This window comes from Microbacterium sp. 1S1 (assembly GCF_008271365.1).
In the GTDB taxonomy this organism is placed as follows: Bacteria; Actinomycetota; Actinomycetes; order Actinomycetales; family Microbacteriaceae; genus Microbacterium.
Genome location: NZ_CP043430.1, coordinates 2,401,547 through 2,419,936 on the forward strand (window position 1 = coordinate 2,401,547; position 18,390 = coordinate 2,419,936).

16 protein-coding genes and 2 tRNA genes are annotated in these 18,390 nt (G+C 69.8%); 14 read left to right on the forward strand and 4 right to left on the reverse strand.

All coding sequences use genetic code 11. The features are described from left to right. Positions 1-43: 43 nt before the first annotated feature. Positions 44-586 carry a TetR/AcrR family transcriptional regulator gene (locus FY549_RS11585; protein ID WP_149085154.1) on the reverse strand — a complete coding sequence of 181 codons (543 nt, stop codon included), beginning with the start codon at positions 584-586 and terminating at the stop codon, positions 44-46. 96 nt (positions 587-682) lie between these two features. Between FY549_RS11585 and FY549_RS11590 the strand changes: the two genes are divergently transcribed. The 9 genes from FY549_RS11590 (at position 683) to FY549_RS11630 (ending at position 10,091) form a co-directional block, all read left to right on the forward strand. Beyond that, the gene (locus tag FY549_RS11590; RefSeq protein ID WP_149085155.1) at positions 683-2,218 is read left to right on the forward strand and encodes an MFS transporter; all 1,536 of its coding nucleotides are present in this window, start codon (positions 683-685) and stop codon (positions 2,216-2,218) included. A gap of 81 nt (positions 2,219-2,299) precedes the next feature. Beyond that, positions 2,300-3,343, forward strand: coding sequence for a 3-isopropylmalate dehydrogenase (locus FY549_RS11595; protein ID WP_149085156.1), 1,044 nt, complete (start codon positions 2,300-2,302; stop codon positions 3,341-3,343). A 62-nt stretch (positions 3,344-3,405) separates the two neighbouring features. Beyond that, the gene (locus FY549_RS11600) at positions 3,406-4,506 is read left to right on the forward strand and encodes a branched-chain amino acid aminotransferase (RefSeq protein WP_149085157.1); all 1,101 of its coding nucleotides are present in this window, start codon (positions 3,406-3,408) and stop codon (positions 4,504-4,506) included. Positions 4,507-4,604: 98 nt separating this feature from the next. Further along, positions 4,605-5,384, forward strand: coding sequence for a fumarylacetoacetate hydrolase family protein (locus tag FY549_RS11605; protein ID WP_149085158.1), 780 nt, complete (start codon positions 4,605-4,607; stop codon positions 5,382-5,384). Next, the gene (locus tag FY549_RS11610) at positions 5,381-6,640 is read left to right on the forward strand and encodes an MFS transporter (RefSeq protein ID WP_149085159.1); all 1,260 of its coding nucleotides are present in this window, start codon (positions 5,381-5,383) and stop codon (positions 6,638-6,640) included. Before FY549_RS11605 ends, FY549_RS11610 begins: the two co-directional genes overlap by 4 nt. Continuing rightward, the gene (locus FY549_RS11615; protein WP_149085160.1) at positions 6,637-7,401 is read left to right on the forward strand and encodes a class I SAM-dependent methyltransferase; all 765 of its coding nucleotides are present in this window, start codon (positions 6,637-6,639) and stop codon (positions 7,399-7,401) included. The genes FY549_RS11610 and FY549_RS11615 overlap by 4 nt, the downstream gene beginning before the upstream one ends. A 29-nt stretch (positions 7,402-7,430) precedes the next feature. Then, complete coding sequence (gene gltX / locus FY549_RS11620; RefSeq protein ID WP_149085161.1) at positions 7,431-8,936, forward strand: glutamate--tRNA ligase; 1,506 nt, start codon at positions 7,431-7,433, stop codon at positions 8,934-8,936. Positions 8,937-9,036: 100 nt separating this feature from the next. Then, positions 9,037-9,111 (forward strand) — tRNA-Gln (locus tag FY549_RS11625). 89 nt (positions 9,112-9,200) lie between these two features. Then, on the forward strand, positions 9,201-10,091 hold the full coding sequence (locus FY549_RS11630; RefSeq protein WP_149085162.1) for a hypothetical protein: 891 nt from the start codon (positions 9,201-9,203) through the stop codon (positions 10,089-10,091). A gap of 10 nt (positions 10,092-10,101) precedes the next feature. Here FY549_RS11630 and FY549_RS11635 read toward each other — a convergent pair whose 3' ends face one another. Then, the gene (locus tag FY549_RS11635; RefSeq protein WP_149085163.1) at positions 10,102-10,926 is read right to left on the reverse strand and encodes a hypothetical protein; all 825 of its coding nucleotides are present in this window, start codon (positions 10,924-10,926) and stop codon (positions 10,102-10,104) included. 72 nt (positions 10,927-10,998) lie between these two features. On the opposite strand from FY549_RS11635, the gene FY549_RS11640 reads away from it, so the two are divergent. From FY549_RS11640 to pepN, 4 genes are all read left to right on the forward strand, one after another. Then, positions 10,999-12,276: an MFS transporter gene (locus tag FY549_RS11640; protein ID WP_149085164.1), complete on the forward strand. Its 1,278-nt coding sequence runs from the start codon at positions 10,999-11,001 to the stop codon at positions 12,274-12,276. 9 nt (positions 12,277-12,285) lie between these two features. Further along, positions 12,286-12,792 carry a hypothetical protein gene (locus tag FY549_RS11645; RefSeq protein WP_149085165.1) on the forward strand — a complete coding sequence of 169 codons (507 nt, stop codon included), beginning with the start codon at positions 12,286-12,288 and terminating at the stop codon, positions 12,790-12,792. Positions 12,793-12,865: 73 nt separating this feature from the next. After that, a complete protein-coding gene (locus FY549_RS11650; protein ID WP_149085166.1) occupies positions 12,866-13,879 on the forward strand; it encodes a DNA topoisomerase IB in 1,014 nt (337 codons plus the stop codon). 49 nt (positions 13,880-13,928) lie between these two features. Beyond that, entirely contained in the window at positions 13,929-16,412 is a 2,484-nt protein-coding gene (gene pepN / locus FY549_RS11655) for an aminopeptidase N (protein ID WP_149085167.1), read from the forward strand. 22 nt (positions 16,413-16,434) lie between these two features. Here the strand turns inward: pepN and FY549_RS11660 are convergent, their stop codons facing one another. Continuing rightward, positions 16,435-17,355 carry a S1 family peptidase gene (locus FY549_RS11660; protein ID WP_149085168.1) on the reverse strand — a complete coding sequence of 307 codons (921 nt, stop codon included), beginning with the start codon at positions 17,353-17,355 and terminating at the stop codon, positions 16,435-16,437. A 117-nt stretch (positions 17,356-17,472) separates the two neighbouring features. Next, positions 17,473-18,111 (reverse strand): MBL fold metallo-hydrolase, encoded by a 639-nt coding sequence (locus tag FY549_RS11665; protein WP_149085169.1) that lies wholly within the window; start codon positions 18,109-18,111, stop codon positions 17,473-17,475. A gap of 151 nt (positions 18,112-18,262) precedes the next feature. On the opposite strand from FY549_RS11665, the gene FY549_RS11670 reads away from it, so the two are divergent. Continuing rightward, positions 18,263-18,335, forward strand: a tRNA-Glu gene (locus FY549_RS11670). Positions 18,336-18,390 lie beyond the last annotated feature (55 nt).

Below are 18,390 nucleotides of genomic sequence, written 5' to 3' on the forward strand. Positions count from 1 at the left end.
AAGGGCGGGAGCGTGAGGCTCTCGCCCTTCTCCGTGTCGGCGGTCAGGCGGTGGCGCGCAGCACGAGCGCGATGAGGTCGGCGAGTTCGTCGCTGCGCGGGACCAGCCGCTCCGGCCCGTGCACGTCGAGCGAGTTGTTGAAGTAGAGGCCGTCGCTGACGAGCATCACCAGATCGAGGCTGGCGGTGTCGCGGACATGCGGACGGATCGTCTCCGCCCAGCGCCGCCGGGTCTCGCGGAGCATGTCGGCGGCAGAAGCCGAGCCACCCTGGGCGAGCCGGGTGGTGGCGATGAGCGCCCGGTCGAGCGCGTCGTCTTCCATCACCGAGGTCCGCACGTAGTACGCGACGGGACCCTCCTCGGCCGTGCGCATGCGCTCCAGATCGAGGGTGGTCAGGTGGTCCAGGCGTTCCAGGAGCCCCGCCTCGAGGTCGTCCTTCGAGCGGAAGTGGTAGAGCAGGCCCCCCTTCGAGACGCCGGCGGCCTTCGCCGTCGCCTCGAGGGTCGCGGCCCGCTCGCCGTCGTCGATGAGGATCGCTTCGAAGGCATCGAGGACCTTCTCGCGGGCGAGCGGAGGGCGGGGCATCGTTCATCCTCTGTGCAGGAATGGAAGGGACGGTGTCTGTTACTATACCAGCCGGACGGTTTAGTAATGAGCGTCCTCAGGAAGGAAAGGTGTTCCATGACCCGTACGGCGTCGATCCCGACGACGGAGACGGAAGCTCCCCGCGTCGGAGCACGGGGCTGGGCGGCGCTCGTCGTCCTCATGCTCCCGGTGCTGCTGGTGTCGGTAGACAACACGGTGCTGAGCTTCGCGCTGCCCGAGATCTCGATCTCGCTGGCGCCGAGCGGGGCCGAGCAGCTCTGGATCATCGACGTCTATCCGCTCGTGCTCGCCGGACTCCTGGTGACCATGGGGACACTCGGCGATCGCTTCGGGCGTCGTCGGCTGCTCCTCATCGGGGCGACGGGATTCGCCGTCGTCTCGGCGCTGGCCGCCTTCGCGCCGACCGCCGGGCTGCTCATCGCCGCCCGCGCGCTGCTCGGCTTCTTCGGCGCCATGCTGATGCCGTCGACGCTGTCGCTGCTGCGGTCGATCTTCCAGAACCGCGACCAGCGCCGGATGGCGATCGCCGTCTGGGCCTCCGCCTTCTCCGCCGGTTCGGCCCTCGGGCCGATCGTGGGAGGGTTCCTCCTCGAGCACTTCACGTGGGGGTCGGTGTTCCTCATCGCGGTCCCCGTCCTCATCCCGCTGCTGATCGCCGCTCCGCTGCTCGTGCCGGAGAGCCGCGACCCGAACCCGGGCCGCATCGACCCGCTGAGCATCCTGCTGTCCATGGCCGCGATGATCCCGGTTGTCTACGCGATCAAGTCCTTCGCGGTCGACGGTCCGTCGCTGTACGCCGCGGGCTGGGCGCTGCTCGGCCTGGTGATGGGCACGCTGTTCGTGCGTCGCCAGCTCCGCGCCGAGACCCCGATGCTCGACATGGCCCTGTTCCGCCGCGGCTCGTTCTCCGGAGCGATCCTCGTGAACCTGCTCAGCGTCGTGGCCCTCGTCGGCTTCCTGTACTTCGTGTCCCAGCACCTCCAGCTCGTGCTGGGGCTCTCGCCGATGGTCGCGGGCCTGGCTCTGGTGCCCGGCATGGCGGCCATGATCGTCGCCGGACTCACGGTGGTGCCGATCTCGCGGCGGGTTCCGCCGCACGTGCTCATCCCGGCCGCGCTGGTGTTCTCCGTCGCGGGGTACCTCATCGTCGCCGTCACCACGCACGCGCACGGCGTGGCGCCGCTCATCCTCGCCTTCGTCGTGCTGGGCATCGGCATCGGCGCGGCCGAGACCATCTCGAACGAGCTCATCCTGTCCAGCGCCCCCGCGGCGAAGGCGGGTGCCGCGAGCGCGGTGTCCGAGACGGCGTACGAGCTCGGGGCCGTGCTCGGGACCGCGATCCTCGGCGGCATCATCACCGCGTTTTATCGGGGCGCTCTCGTCCTGCCCGAGGGCCTTTCGGCCGAGGTGGCCCGCGCCGCCCAGGAGACGCTGGCGGGCGCGTACACCGCCGCCCAGGAGCTGCCGGGCGCGCTCGGCGATGCCCTGTGGCAGGCGGCAGCCGACGCGTTCGGCTCGGGCGTCACGGTCACCTCCCTCATCGGCGCGGGCCTCGTCGTCGCAGCGGGGGTCATCGCGGCCGTCACACTGCGCAAGGCACCCACGCACTGACCACTACGCTGGGGGACCGGCTCGTGCGACCCGCCGTCGCGCCGCGGCCGGTCCACCCCCGTGCAGTGCGCAAGGAGTCTCATGTCGCGTGTCGTGAAGCTGGCCGTCATCCCCGGTGACGGGATCGGGCCCGAGGTCATCGCCGAGGCGGAGAAGGTGCTCGACGCCGTCACCGCCGACAGCGGCGTGACGTTCGACAAGACCCGCTTCTCGCTCGGTGCCGGCCGGTACCTCGAGACCGGCGACACCCTCACGGACGACGACCTCGCGGCGATCTCCGCACACGACGCGATCCTCCTCGGCGCGGTCGGGGGCACGCCCGGCGACCCGCGCCTGAAGGACGCGAACATCGAGCGCGGACTCCTGCTGAAGCTGCGGTTCACCCTCGACCACTACGTGAATCTCCGCCCCTCGAAGCTCTTCTCGGGCGCGCCCGGTCCCCTGTCGGACCCGGGCGAGGTCGACTTCGTCGTCGTCCGCGAAGGGACGGAAGGGCCCTACGTCGGCAACGGCGGGACGATCCGGAAGGGGACTCCGCAGGAAGTCGCCAACGAGACCTCCGTCAACACCGCGTTCGGCGTCGAACGCGTCGTCCGCTACGCCTTCACCCTCGCGGAACGCCGCCGCCAGAAGCTCACCCTCGTGCACAAGACGAACGTGCTCGTGCACGCCGGTGCGATCTGGCAGCGCATCGTGAACGACGTGGCCGCCGAACACCCGAACGTCGCGGTCGACTACCTGCACGTCGACGCGGCCACCATCTTCCTCGTCACCGATCCCTCGCGCTTCGACGTGATCGTGACGGACAATCTCTTCGGTGACATCCTCACCGACCTCGCCGGCGCCGTCACGGGCGGCATCGGCCTCGCCGCCTCAGGGAACATCAACCCCGATGGCGCCTTCCCCTCGATGTTCGAACCCGTGCACGGCTCGGCGCCGGACATCGCAGGCCAGCAGAAGGCCGACCCGACCGCCGCGATCCTCTCCATCGCGCTGCTGCTCGACCACCTCGGCCTCACGGCCGAGTCGGCGCGTGTGAGCGCCGCGGTCGAGGCGGACATCGCCGCCCGCAGCGGTGCCCGCACCACCGCGGAGATCGGCTCCGCGATCACCGCCCGTCTCTGAACGGCGGGCGTAGGCTGACAGGGCGCGAGGATGCGCCCGCCCCACGAGGATTGGAAGACGACATGACGACGATCGATGCCGAGACGAGCGTGGCTCCCCTGGAGTTCACCGTGACGAAGAACCTGAACGCGGCCTCGCCGGCCCGCGTCGCCGAGGTGCTGGAGAACCCCGGGTTCGGGGTCGTCTTCACGGATCACATGGTCGACATCTGTTGGTCCGCCAAGGGCGGCTGGCACCGTCCTCGCGTGCAGCCCTACGGTCCGATCCCGCTCGACCCCGCCGCCTCGGTGCTGCACTACGCGCAGGAGATCTTCGAGGGCATCAAGGCCTACCGGCACGCCGACGGTTCGATCCACACCTTCCGCCCCGACCGCAACGCCGCGCGTCTGCAGGCGAGTGCCCGCCGCCTCGCGCTGCCGGAGCTGCCCACGGAGTACTTCATTCAGTCGCTCCGGGAGCTCATCGCCGTGGACGGCCGCTGGGTGCCGTCCGGAGCCGACCAGAGCCTCTACCTGCGGCCGTTCATGTTCGCCAAGGAGGCCTTCCTCGGTGTGCGCGCGGCGCAGAAGGTCGCCTACTACGTGATCGCGAGCCCCGCCGGCGCGTACTTCACGGGAGGTGTGAAGCCGGTCCGGATCTGGCTGTCCGAGGACTACGCTCGCGCGGGTCGCGGCGGCACCGGCAAGGCGAAGACCGGTGGCAACTATGCCTCCAGCCTCCTGCCGCAGGCCGAGGCCACCGCGAAGGGTTGCGACCAGGTCGTCTTCCTCAACGAGAAGCGCGACGTCGAGGAGCTCGGCGGCATGAACGTCGTCTTCGTCTTCAAGGACGGCCGGGTCGTCACGCCGGAGTCCGACAGCATCCTCGAGGGGATCACACGCGACTCCCTGCTGCAGCTCGCCGAGGACCGCGGCTACACGGTCGAGAAGCGACCGATCTCGATCGACGAGTGGCGCGAGGGCGTGGCTTCCGGCGACATCGTCGAGGTGTTCGCCTGTGGCACGGCCGCGGTCGTCACTCCGATCGGCGCTCTGGTGGGAGAAGGCTTCGACGAGCCGCAGCCGCTGGGCGAGCTCGCGCTGTCCCTCCGCGAGGAGCTCACCGACATCCAGTACGGGCGCCGCGAGGACAAGCACGGCTGGCTCCTCCGCCTCGACGCCTGATCCGATTCCCCGAGACCCCGTCTTCCCGCCGACACCCCGCCGTGTCGCCGCGTGGAAGGCGGGGTCTCGTCGGCAGAGCGGGGATCTAGGGTGGAGACATGAAGATCGCCCGGTTCAGCCACGACGACGCCATCATGTACGGGATCATCGACGAGCGGGAGCTCGTCGTGCTCGCCGGGGACCCGATGTTCTCCGGGTACGAGACCACCGGCGCGCGCGTCCCGCTGACCGAGGTCACGCTGCTCGCGCCCGTGATCCCGCGCTCCAAGGTCGTGTGCGTCGGCAAGAACTACCACGACCACGCTGCTGAGATGGGCGGCGTGGCCCCCGAGGAGCCGTTGCTGTTCCTCAAGCCGAACACCGCCGTGATCGGCCCGGACGACGCGATCGTGCGCCCCACCGCGCTGTCCGAGCGGACGGAGTACGAGGGCGAGCTCGTGGTGGTGATCGGTCGGATCGCGAAGAACGTGAAGGCGGAGAACGCCCTCGATCACGTGCTCGGGTACACAATCGGCAACGACGTCACGGCTCGCGACCTGCAGCGCAAGGATGGACAGTGGTCCCGCGCGAAGGGCTTCGACACCTTCTGTCCCCTTGGTCCCGTGATCGAGACGGACTTCGACCCGGCGCAGGCCACCATCGAGACGCGCGTGAACGGTGAGGTCCGCCAGCATGCGCCGCTCACCGACATGATCCACTCGGTCGCCGCGATCATCGAGTACGCGTCCGCCGTGTTCACCCTTCTCCCGGGCGACGTCATCATGACGGGCACCCCCGCGGGCGTGGGAACGTTCGAGGCGGGCGACACCGTCGAGGTCGAGATCTCGGGACTCGGCATCCTGCGCAACACCGTGCGCGACGCCGTTCCCGGGTCATGACCGACGTCGCCCTCACGGCGGCGCAGCAACAGGCGGTCCAGCGCCGCACGGTGCTGGTGCTGTCGCTCGGCCAGGTGCTCGGTGGCATCGCCTTCGGCGCCACCGTCTCGCTCGGTGCGCTGCTCGCCGCGGACATCTCGGGCAGCGATGCGCTCTCCGGGCTCGCGACGGCGTCGGTGACGCTGGGAGCGGCGCTCTGCGCGATCCCGCTCGCCCGGATGGCCGCTCGGCTCGGACGGCGCCGCGCCCTCACCCTTGGCAACCTCTTCGCCCTCATCGGGATCGCCGTGGTGATCCTCGCGGCCTCCGTGCGCGTCTTCCCGCTCCTGCTCGTCGGCATCCTGCTGATCGGAGCGGGCAACGCGGGCAATCTGCAGTCCCGGTTCGCGGCGACGGACCTCGCGGCGCCGCAGCACCGCGGGCGCGACCTCTCGATCGTCGTCTGGTCCACGACGATCGGCGGAGTGGCGGGACCGCTGCTGCTCGGTCCGGGGGAGATCGTCGGTCAGACGATCGGCATGCCGCCGCAGACCGGTTCGTACGTGTTCTCGTTCGTCGCGCAGTGCGCGGCGCTCGTGCTCTACCTCGTCGCGCTCCGTCCTGATCCGCTGCTGGCCGCGCAACGCCTGGCCCGGGCGGCGACGGCCAGCGCCAGCGCCGTCGTGACCGATCGTCCGGTGGTCGCGCGCTACGCGATCTTCGCCATCGCGGGCTCGCACGTGGTGATGGCATCGGTCATGGCGATGACCCCCGTGCATCTGTCCCACATGGCCCACGGCGCCCACGGTACGGCGGCGACACCGGCCGACGTCTCGGCGCTCGTGGGCATCACCATCGCGCTGCACGTGGGCGGGATGTACGCCCTCTCGCCGGTGTTCGGCGTGCTCGCCGACCGCTGGGGGCGGCTCCGTGTGGTGCTGCTCGGGCAGGCTCTCCTCGGCGGCGCCCTCGCCTTCGCCGTCTTCGCCGGCACTGAGGCCTGGGGCGTGATGGTCGCCCTGATCCTGCTCGGCCTCGGCTGGAGCGCCGCCACGGTCGCCGGCGCCGCCCTGCTCACCGAGGCGTCCGCACCCGACGTCCGCACGCGGCGCCAAGGACGCAGCGACTCGCTGATGAGCCTGTCCGCCGCCGCCGGGTCCGTCCTCGCCGGCATCGTGCTGTCGAACTTCCAGTACGCCGGGCTCGGCATCGCGGCCTCCGTGCTCGTCCTCGCGATCGTCGCGCTGTCGCCGCTCGCCCGGAGCAACGCGCGGTGAAGGCCTGGGACGGCGTCGGGGAGGCCTATGCCGCCTCGTACGCCGCCCTGTGCGCGGGCACGGTCGATGTCCTCGCCGCCGCCCTCGGACCAGCGGAGGGTCGCAGCCTCCTCGATGTCGGGGCGGGCGAGGGTGGCCTCGCGGCCCGTTTCGCCGGCCTGGAGTGGAACGTCACGGCCTGCGAACCCGAGCCGACCATGCGCGCCGTCGCCCGCCGGCGGCACCCGACGCTCCGCATCATCGACGACGGCCTGCCGACGCTGCCCTTCGACGACCGTTCCGTCGACGCCGTCGTGGCGAACTTCGTGCTGAACCACGTCTCCTCCCCGCGGACCGCCGCCCGCGAGCTGGGTCGGGTCGCGCGGGGACAGGTCGCCGCGACGACCTGGACCCGCTCCCCGTCGTGGTTCTGGGCCGAGGTCGTCGAACGCGCGGGGCTGCGGCCGTCTGCGGGGGAGAGGCTTCCGGCCGAGGAGGACTTCGATCGCACCGCGGACGGCTTCGCGGCCATGCTCGTCGAGGCCGGACTCCCGGAGGTGGCGGTCAGCGAGCACACCTGGACCTGGCACGCCGACCCGGACGCCCTGTGGGTCTCGGTCGAGGGCCGTGTGGCCGGTGCGGGCGCGCAGTACGCCGCGCTCTCCTCCGCCGAGCGATCCCGGTTCCGCGCGGGGTTCGAGGAGACCGTCGCGGCGCATCGGGTGGGAACGGTGCTGCCCCTGGAGCACCGCGCGGCCGTGGCGGTCTCGCGCCGGGGCTGATCTGCCCGCACCCGTAGAATCGAAGGGCTATGGCTACTCCGCATCCCCTCACCACGACCGCCAGCGGCGCCGACGTCCGCGTCCGCTTCTGCCCCTCTCCGACGGGGCTGCCGCACGTCGGCATGGTCCGCACGGCTCTGTACAACTGGGCGTACGCCCGTCACAACGGCGGGAAGATGGTGTTCCGCATCGAGGACACCGATGCCGCCCGAGACAGCGAGGAGAGCTTCCGCCAGCTCGTCGACGCACTGACCTGGTTGCAGATCGACTGGGACGAGGGCGTCGAGGTCGGCGGCCCGCACGCCCCGTACCGCCAGTCCGAGCGGCACGACATCTACCGCGAGGTCATCGACAAGCTCCTCGAGACGGGCGCGCTCTACGAGAGCTACTCGACGGCCGAGGAGATCGACGCCCGCAACGAGGCCAACGGACGTGCGAAGCAGCTCGGCTACGACAACTTCGATCGGGATCTCACGGACGAGCAGAGGGCGGCGTTCCGTGCGGAGGGCCGCCAGCCCGCTCTCCGGCTGCGCGTGCCCGACGAGGACCTCACGTACGTGGACCTCATCCGCGGCGAAGTGACCTTCCCTGCCGGCTCCTTCCCGGACTTCGTCGTGGTGCGACCCAACGGCGTGCCGCTCTACACGTTCGTGAACCCCGTCGACGACGCGCTGATGGGCATCACGCACGTGCTGCGCGGCGAAGACCTCATGCCGTCCACCGCGCGCCAGCTCTCGCTTTACGCGGCCCTCATCGACGCCGGGGTGACGACGTTCGTCCCGCGCTTCGCCCACATGCCGCTCGTGCTGGGGGAGACCGGCAACAAGAAGCTCTCCAAGCGCGACCCGCAGGCGGACCTGTTCCTGCATCGCGAGCGCGGGTTCATCCACGAGGGGCTGCTGAACTACCTCGCGCTCCTGGGCTGGTCGATCGGCCCGGACCGCGACGTCTTCTCGCTCGACGAGTTCATCGCCGCGTTCGACATCGAGAACGTCAACCCGAACCCCGCCCGCTTCGACCAGAAGAAGGCCGAGTCGATCAACGGCGACCACATCCGCATGCTCGACGTGAAGGACTTCGCCGAGCGTACGGTGCCGTACCTCGCGGCGGCCGGTCTGTTCGACGAGCCGACCCATGAGCAGCTCGTCCTGGCGTTCCGTGCGGCTCCGCTGGTGCAGGAGCGCGTGCAGCTGCTGGGCGAGGTTCCGGGTATGCTCGGCTTCCTGTTCCGCGACGAGGTGTCGTACGACGCGGATGCGCTCAAGGGGCTCCCGGCCAACGCCGCCGAGGTGCTCGACGCCTGCGTCGCCGCCCTGGAGCCGGTCACGGACTTCACTCCGGAGAAAATTCAGGAGGCCCTGTCGACGGCGCTGGTGGAGAACCTCGAGCTCAAGCCGCGCGTCGCCTACGGGCCGCCGCGCGTGGCCATCACCGGACGCCGCGTCTCGCCGCCGCTGTTCGAGTCGATGGAGCTGCTCGGCAAGGACGAGTCGCTGCGTCGGCTGCGCGCCCTCTCGGCGTTCCTCGCGAACTGATCCGCGACGCGCCCGAGCGGCGACACAGCACCGGTGGTTTTGGTGATCGGTCGCCGCTCGGGTAGGCTTGACTCTCGGTGCGAGGCTCCGGTTTCGCCCTTGGGGTATGGTGTAATTGGCAACACGGCTGATTCTGGTTCAGTTGTTCTTGGTTCGAGTCCAGGTACCCCAGCCAACAGAGAAGGCCCGGAAACACGGCGAAAGTCCGTGGTCCGGGCCTCTGTCGTTCCCCGGGGGAGAGGCCGTAATCGGTAGCGTGGAGGAATGGGATTCCGCACGGTGATCCGCCGGCTGAACGACGCGAACAGCGTGACGCACGGGGTGGTGACTACCGGCCTCACGGCCGGCCTCGCCGCCATCGAGCCTCGTCGGCTCACGACCGGGCGCCGGGTCGCGTATCGAAGCGCGATCGCCGCGCTGACGGCGTGGACCGTGTGGGCGAGCCTCCGGCCCACGGCCGAGCCGGACCTGGTCGGACCCATCGGCCGCGGCGCCCTCGCGACCGGAGCAGCCGGGGCCGCCTTCGGACTCGCCGAAGCCGGAGAGGCGCTCGACGCACGGCTGCACGACGGTCTCGTGCGCCGAGGCTCGCATCACCCGCGCTGGTGGCTCGTCGCGGGCCAGGCCGCGCTCTCGCTCGGGGCGTGGTGGATCGGCCGCGGACGCCCGCGCGGTGCGGGCCCGGAGCTCGACGAGCACGCTTCGGCGGCGGCCGCCGTCGAACTCCCCCGGGAGGTCCGCGCCCTCGCCGAGCTGTTGCTGTCCGCGACGGACGACCATGGGGCTCCCGAGCTGCGTGCGCAGCTCGCCGACGCGCGACTGGTGCGTGACGACCCTGAGGCGCCGTTCTGGCCCTGGCTGAGCCTGGAGACAGCGCCCGAGGGGCCACGGGCCGTGCCCGGGACCGCTACCTTCCCGGTGCTCGGTCGGTATCGCGCGCTCGACGACCGCACCTTCGACGTCCGTCTCCGCGTCGAAGGGGGACGGATCGACGGGCTCCACATCGAGGAGGGCGACGACTGGACGCCCGAGGATCGTGAGCGGTGGGACGATACCGACCGGGACCTGAGTGCGCTGGCGGGGTGGCCGACGGCGGACGCGATCGAGCTCTTCATCGAGACCGCACACGGCCACCGACCGGTCGCGCCCCGCTGAGGGATCGCCGCTACTCGCACTCCCCGAGGAAGCCGAGGTAGCAGACCGCCTCGTGTGTGACGGCGGGCTCGGCGTCGTCGTTGGAGACCTGACGCGTCGCGGTCTCCGGGGTACGGGTGAGATGGCCGAAGTCGCCCAGGGACGCGACGTACATGCCGTCGGCGTCCTCCGCGATCATCCGGTCGATCTCAGCGCGATGCTGCGCGCACAGGCCGGCCGCGGCGGGAACGAGGTCGACGCCGGCACAGGCGCCCGCGTACTCGGCCTCCATGAGTCCGATGCAGTCGGTCCAGTCCTGGTCGACGGAGCACGGGCTGACGCCGTCGTCGGCGACGAGGAAGCGGCCGGTCTCGTACTCCTCGCTGTGGAAGGTCTCGGGTTCCTCCGGCACGTCGACCTTGGTCCAGTGGCGGGCGGTCACGAGGGCGAACACCGTGACGATGGCGGCGAGGAGGAGCAGCGCCCCCACGACGCCCAAGGTCACCCAGAGCCCGACCCGACTCTTCCGCTCCGGCGTCTCCGGTGCGGAGGACGCCGGCCCACCAGTGCTGTCGAACCCTTGCCCCGGTACGCCGGACAGCGGTGCAGGCGCGGGCGCAAGGCCTGTCGCGAACGCGGGCGCCGCGGCGATCGGGAGCTCGTGTCCTCCGAGGGGTGCCGTCGGAGAGGGGACCGCGGGAGCACTCGTCGCGAGCCAGTAGTCGTACCAGCTCCGGCTCGCCTGCTCGTCGGCGGCGACCTGCTGCGCCTCGGTATCCGTGAGCACCAGGCCCCAGGACTCACGGGTGGGTGCGTGCAGCAGGGAGGACCGGAACTCTTCGAACGACAGTGGCATGTTCGCAGAATATCGGCTGAGCGGCGTGCGCCCGATGTCCCCGGCTCCTGGAACAATGTCGAGGTGATCGGTATGAGGTCTTTCTGGAATGCGCTGCCCACCGAAGGGCGCTGGCTGCTGTCGACCGTGGCGATCCAGACGCTCGGGCGGGGCATGACGCTGCCGTTCACGATCATCTACCTTCACGAAGTCCGCGGCTTCGATCTCGGCTTCTCCGGAGCCCTCATGAGCCTCATCGCGATCACGGGACTCGCGGTCACGGGTCCCGGGGGCACGCTCATCGACCGCTTCGGGGCTCGTCGGGTGCTGATCGTCGGTCTGCTGTCGATGATCGCCGGCTGCACTCTTCTCGCCTACGCCACGCATCCCGCCGTCGCGACCGTGGCCGTCGTGCTCATCGGCATCAACTTCGGAATCTCCTGGCCGGGCTTCAACGCGCTCATCGCCTCGGTGGTCGACGGTGAAGTCCGCCAGCAGTACTTCGGAGTCAACTTCGCCCTGGTGAACCTCGGCATCGGGGTGGGAGGCATCATCGGTGGGTTCTTCGTCGATGTGACCGACCCCTCGACCTTCACCACGATCTTCCTCATCGACGCCGCGACGAGCCTCATCCCGCTCGCCTTGCTCCTCGGTCCTCTCCGGCACGTGCGCACCCAGCCGGACCCCGACCCGTCGGTGGCCACGGAAGGCGGCTATCGCGAGATCCTCCGGCGTCCAGCGGTGCTCTGGATGACGCTGCTGACCTTCTTCTCCGTCTTCATCGGTTACGGACAGATCGAGGCGGGTTTCCCCGCCTACGCTCGACAGATCGCCCAGGTCTCGACCGCCGTCGTCGGCATCTCGTTCGCGGTGAACACGGCCGTCATCGTGCTGCTGCAGTTCGCCGTCCTCCGGCTCATCACAGGGCGCCGGCGCACCAGGGTCATGCAGGTCATGGCGCTCATCTGGGCCGTCTCCTGGGTCATGCTCGGCGCCGCGGGTCTGCTTCCCGACTCCGTCACGGCCGCGATCGCGGTGATCGCGTTCATGGGTGTGTTCGCGTTCGGGGAGACCATGATGCAGCCGACGATCCCGGCCATCTACAACGATCTCGCGACCGACCGCACCCGCGGGCGCTACAACGCTCTCAACTCCGCGGCCTTCCAGGGCGGAGCGATCCTCGGTCCGCTCGTCGCGGGCGTGCTTCTCGGCGTCGGCGTCAGCGGCTGGTTCATCGCGGTCATGGTCGCGGGCAGCCTCGCCGTCGGCGTGCTGGCGGTGGTGCTGGAGCGGGTGCTCCCGGCAGCGGCCAACGGCAGCAGCGCCGAGGTCCATCGAACGGACGATGTCGAACGGACGCCGCCGGTCTAGGCTCCGAGCATGGCCCTCGAACCGCTCTTCCTCCGTCTGGACCGGATCGCGGGTGGGCGGCAGGCCGGTGTGCTGATCAGCGACGCCGGTCGCACCCATCCGCGGACCGTCCGCGCCTTCACCTGGATCCTGTGGCTTCTCGTCGCCGAGTTGGTGCTCGGCGTCGGCGCTGTCGCGGTCGCACTCGTGCTCGCCGCCGACGGGGACAGCGTGCCCTTCGCCGTGTGGATGCGCACGCTCGTGGTGCTGGCGATGACGGCGACACTGTTCTACTTCGCGTGGCGCGCGCGTCGCGGGTGGCGCTGGGCCTACCTTCGGCTGCGCTTGTTCGCTCAGATCTTCCCCGTCATCACGCTCGTCATGGCGGCGATCCCCGGCCTCTACCCGGTCTGGATGGTCACCGAGCAGATCGTGTTCAGCCTGATCATGATCGGCATCGCGGACTTCCTCACCAGTGACCACATGCGGGCGGTCTTCGCGAAGGACGCGGGCGGGGATAGCACGCCGGCGGGGTGAAACGCCACTCCCTTCCGGCCCGGGCCGCAGTCGCTCCACACTCGGGAGAGCTGCACGGCGGGAGGAGACGGGGATGGCACGACTGGTGCGAGTGGTACCGGGACAGGACCCGGGTTTCACGCGGAAGCGGACGAGCTCGGGGTTCCGGTACGTCGACCCGACGGGGGAGCCCGCGCCCGAGGCGGACCGGGAGCGCATCAGTGACCTGGTGATCCCGCCCGCTTGGCAGGACGTGTGGATCGCCGCCGACCCGCTCGCGCACATCCAGGCGGTCGGGATCGACACGGCCGGGCGGAAGCAGTACCTCTATCACCCGCTCTGGCGCGTCTCCCGCGATCGCCGCAAGTTCGTCCGCGCGCTGGACCTCGCAGCCGCCCTGCCCAGTGCGCGTGCGCAGGTCACGAAGGCTCTGAAGGAGGACGGCCAGACGAAGGAGCGAGCCCTCGCGATCGCCTTCCGCCTCCTGGATGACGCCGCGCTTCGGATCGGCTCGGAACGCTACCTGGCCCGCCACGGAAGCCGCGGCCTGACCACGCTCCGCCGCCGCGACGTGCGCATCGACGGGGGTGACGTCGCCCTGTCCTTCCCGGCGAAGAGCGGACAGACCGCCGCGATCGAGATCACGGACGAGGCCCTGGCGGAGGCTCTCACCGATTTCGCGAGCGGCGCCTCGACCGCCTTCCTCCTCGCGTATCGCAAGGGGCGGCGGCGGGTGAAGATCACACCCGCCGAGGTCAACACGTACCTCAAAGAGGTACTGGGAGCGAGTTTCTCGGCCAAGGACTTCCGGACGCTCCACGGTACGATCATCGCCGCCGACGCTCTGGCTCGAATCGGCGTCCTCGACCGCCGCGGTCAGCGCAATCAGGCCGAACGGCTCGCCGTGCAGGCTGCAGCGACCGCCCTCGGCAACACCACGGCCGTCGCTCGCAACAGTTACATCGATCCGCGGGTGTTCCGTCAGTATGCGAGGGGAAGGACCCTCGACCTCGACGTCACCCCGGAGACCGCGATCCGACGGCTCCTCGGAGGACCGGAGACGTCCCGCAAGGTCAACCGGCGAGGGACGTCCATGCCGCGGCGGTGACGCGATCGAGGCTTCCCAGTCCACGTCCGGAAGATGCCAGGATGGGGGGATGCACACCGCGAACCTGACCCGCGAGGAGACCGCAGCGCGATCCGCCGCGATCACCCTCCACCGCATCCGTGTCGAGCTGGACCTGACCGGGGCGCCGGAGCGGGCGCGCACGGGCTTTCCGACGACCACGGTCCTGGAGTTCGATGCGACGGTCGCGAGCACGTGGCTCGACTTCATCGGTGAAGAGGTCCGTCGTGTCGAGGTCAACGGCGAGGAGCGTGAGATCGCCTACGACGGCGCCCGTATCGCGATCGATGGCCTCGCCGCCTCGAATGTCGTCCGGGTCGAGGCGGTCGGTGCGTACAGCCGTTCGGGGGAGGGTCTGCACCGGTTCCACGACCCGGTGGACGACCACACGTACCTGTACACGCAGTACGAGCCGGCGGACGCCCGCCGTGTCATGGCCTGCTTCGAGCAGCCCGACATGAAGGCGGAGTACACCTTCGTCGTGGACGCGCCTTCCGGGTGGGAGGTGCTGTCGAACCAGTCGCCAGCGCACACCGACCTCGGGGTCGGGGTGCAACGTGTCCAGTTCGCGCCGACGTTGCCGATCTCCAGCTACATCACGGCGGTCGCGGCCGGACCGTATGCCCGCGTCGACGGGGAATGGACCAGAGACGAGCAGCAGGTCGCGCTCGGCGTGTTCGTCCGACGTTCGCTCATCGAGCACCTGGAGTCCGACGAGATCCTCGAGGTGACCAGGCAGGGGCTCGACTTCTTCAGCGACGCGTTCGCCTACCCCTACCCGTGGGGCAAGTACGACCAGATCTTCGTCCCCGAGTACAACCTCGGCGCCATGGAGAACCCTGGCCTCGTCACCTTCACGGAGGCGTATCTCTCCCGCGGGGCGGCCACCGAGGCTCAGCGCGCGAGCCGCGCCAACACGATCCTGCACGAGATGGCGCACATGTGGTTCGGGGACCTCGTCACGATGACGTGGTGGGACGACCTCTGGCTCAAGGAGTCGTTCGCCGACTATATGGGCTCGCACGCCTCGGCGGTGGCCACCCGGTTCCACGACGCGTGGGTGACCTTCGCCATGCGCCGCAAGGCATGGGCCTATCAGCAGGATCAACTTCCCACGACGCACCCGATCGTCGCCGACATCCCCGACCTCGAGGCCGCCAAGCTGAACTTCGACGGCATCACCTACGCCAAGGGCGCCTCGGTGCTGAAGCAGCTCGTCGCGTTCGTGGGCGACGACGCGTTCTTCGAGGGTGCCCGCCGGTACTTCGCGGCGAACGCCTTCGGCAACACCACGCTCGATGACTTCCTCGTCGAACTCAGCGCGGTGTCCGGCAGGGACATGACCGACTGGGCCGCCGCCTGGCTGCAGACCACGGGGGTCTCGACGATCTGGGCGGAGACCGACGCCGACGGGACTCACCACCTCGTGCAGGACGACACCCGTCCGCACCGCCTCCGGATCGGACTGTACGACCGTGCCGACGGCCGGATCGTGCGTCGAGAACAGCGGGAGCTGGACCTGATCGGGGAGCGCGTCGAGATCGACCTCCCGGAAGCAGACCTCGTGCTGCTCAATGACGACGACCTCACATACGCCAAGGCACGCCTGGACGAGCGCTCGCTCCGCACCGTCGAGGAGTCCCTCTCCGACATCGAGGACCCGCTCGCCCGTGCGCTCGTGTGGTCTTCGCTCTGGAACGCGACCAGGGACGGCGAGCTCGATGCCGCCCGCTTCGTCGCGATCGTGCGCACGCACGCCCCGAGGGAGTCGAACGGCGGACTCCTGGCGGCGGCGCTCCTGGACGCCGCCTTCGCGCTGCGCCACTTCGTGGCCGAGGACCGGCGCGGTGCTGAGCAGCGTGCGTGGACGGAGACGACGTGGTCGGCTCTTCAGCAGGCGGAGGCGGGCAGTGACGCCCAGCTCTCGTGGGCGCGCGCGTTGGCAGCGGCCTCGGCCTACGACGACGTCCACCACACGGAGATCCGCGCGCTGCTCGACGGTGACGTGCCCGAAGGCCTCCTGGTCGATCCCGACCTCCGCTGGCAGCTCCTCACGGCCCTCGTCACGACCGGCCATGCCGACCTGACGGACGTCGCGGCGGAAGAGGAGCGGGACGACACCGGCGACGGTCGCACCGCGGCGCGTCGGGCGCGCGCCTCCGTTCCTGACGTGGCGGTGCGTGCCGCCGCCTGGACGGCTGCCTGGGAGGATGAGTCGCTGACCAACGACCACCTCGACGCGGAGATCGGCGGGTTCCGCGCCGGCGGGCGACGTGACCTCATCGAGGCTTACGACGAGGAGTACTTCGCGCGGATCGGAGTGGCCTGGGCGGATCGGAGCATCGAGATCGCCAAGCGTCTGGTGCTCGGTCTCTTTCCCGCCAGCCCGTCGCTGACTCTCGTCGACCGCTGGCTCGCGGACAACCCTGGGGCCCCGGCGGCGCTGCGACGACTCATCGTCGAGCAGCGCGACCATCTCGCGCGCGACCTTCGGGTGCGGGGCGCCCAGGGCTGACCGTCAACGGCTCCGACGAGAGTCAGCGCCTCAGGCTCTTCGCGATGGCCCGACCCTCCGAGGACTCAGCCAGCGTGTCCCAGAGCTCCGACGAACTCAGCGACACGTAGACCCCGGGAGCGCCCTGGTCGCCGCAGCCGTCGCCGTAGGAGACGACGCCGATCTGGTACGCGGTGTCGCGCCCAGGCGGCTGGCGGAAGAGCGGGCCACCGCTGTCTCCCTGACAGGAGTCCTTTCCGACGGTGCCCGCACACATGTTCACGCCCGGGCGGAAGGAGTCGTAGCTGAGTTCGCATTCCTCCGTGGCGAGCATCGGCACCTGTACTTGGCGGAGGCGGTCCGGGAAGTTCCCGAGGGCGGTGTCGGTGTTTCCCCAGCCGATCACCGTCGCCGACTGCCCCGGCCGGAGGAGGGCGTCCGTGCCCTTCGTGGGGAGCTTCACGGGAACGATCCCGGTGACGGGGCGGTCCAGCATGACGAAGGCGACATCGAAGGCCTCGTCCCCGTCGAGGTAGCGCGGGTGGACGACGACGGGGCCACCGGCGTCCGGACCGGCGAGACCGCGATCCTGACCCTGCCCGTCGTCGGAGAGGACGGTCCGGCCGACCGTGACGGTCACTCCGTCGACCTCCGGCATGGGGAGCCCGGTGACGGGGTCGGCGCTCGTGACGCAGTGTGCGGCGGTCATCACGACGCGCGGTGCGACGAGCGACCCGCCGCAGAAGGCCTCGCCGCCGAACTGGAGCGACGCCATGAACGGATAGGCGTCGTTCGGCACCGCTTTGCCGCCGATGATCCGCGACGACACACGCTCGTCGCGATCGCCGGCATCATCGGCTGCCAATGCCGCCGTAGGCGCGGCGAGGACGCCGGCGACGATGAGCGCGACGCCGACGAGTGCGAGTCTGAGCCGCTTCCTGCTCTGGTGAAGTGTGGCCATCATAATGGAGACGAGTCCTTTCGTGACAGGTAACACGTTACGGAACTCAGTCCAACATTCGTCCTCAACGGTCGCAAGGGCGCGCCAGTATCCTGGTTCGCGGCGAGAGGCCGAAGGCGCTTACAGGTCCACGGTATCGCCGGGCTCGAGCGCGAGGAACTCCCCGCCACCCTGCTCGGTCGCCCACTGCAGCCGTTGGCGGTGCATGTTCTTGCCGATCACGGACAGCGTCATGTCGTGGGTGCCGAACGCCCGGCGGGGCTTGACCGCGAGGACATAGTCGATCGCCTCACCGATCTTGAGCCAGGGAGCGCCGAGGGGAGCGGCGAGTGTACCGACCTCCACCCCTTCCGGCACCGCGTACGAGTCGCCGGGGTAGTAGAACACATCGTTGACGAGCACGCCGACGTTGTCGATCGTCGGGATCGAGGAGTGGATCACCTCGTGCGTGCCGCCGAAGAAGCGCAGCGTGAACGGGCCTGCAACCACGGTGTCCCCGGGGGAGACGGCGGTGATCTCGTAACCCTCCGCTGCCTTCGCCACGCCCTCCGGGCCGAAGATCGGCGTGCCGGGGGCGGCGCGCAGGATTCGGTCGAGGTGCTCCGGCGTCCAGTGGTCGGGGTGCTCGTGGGTCAGCACGATACCGACCAGCCCGCTGAGGTCGTGCAGTGGAGCGGTGAAGGAGCCCGGATCGATGAGGAGGGTGTCGTCGTTCTGGTCGAGACGGAGGGTGGCATGTTCGAACTTGGTGACGCGCATGAGACGAGTCAACTCCTTCCCGCGGTCTCCGGCAAACGGAATCGGGCGCGCCACGCCCGGGAGTCTGGCCGAACCCGCCCCGATTTGGCGCAGTGAGAATCGCCGTGGCATACTTGAACGGTTGTCGCGGAACGGAACAGTTCTGCAAGACGGCCCCATCGTATAGCGGCCTAGTACGCCGCCCTCTCACGGCGGTAACGCGGGTTCGAATCCCGCTGGGGTCACACAACACGAGGAAAGCCCTCCGGTTCGCCGGAGGGCTTTCCTCGTCTTCAGATG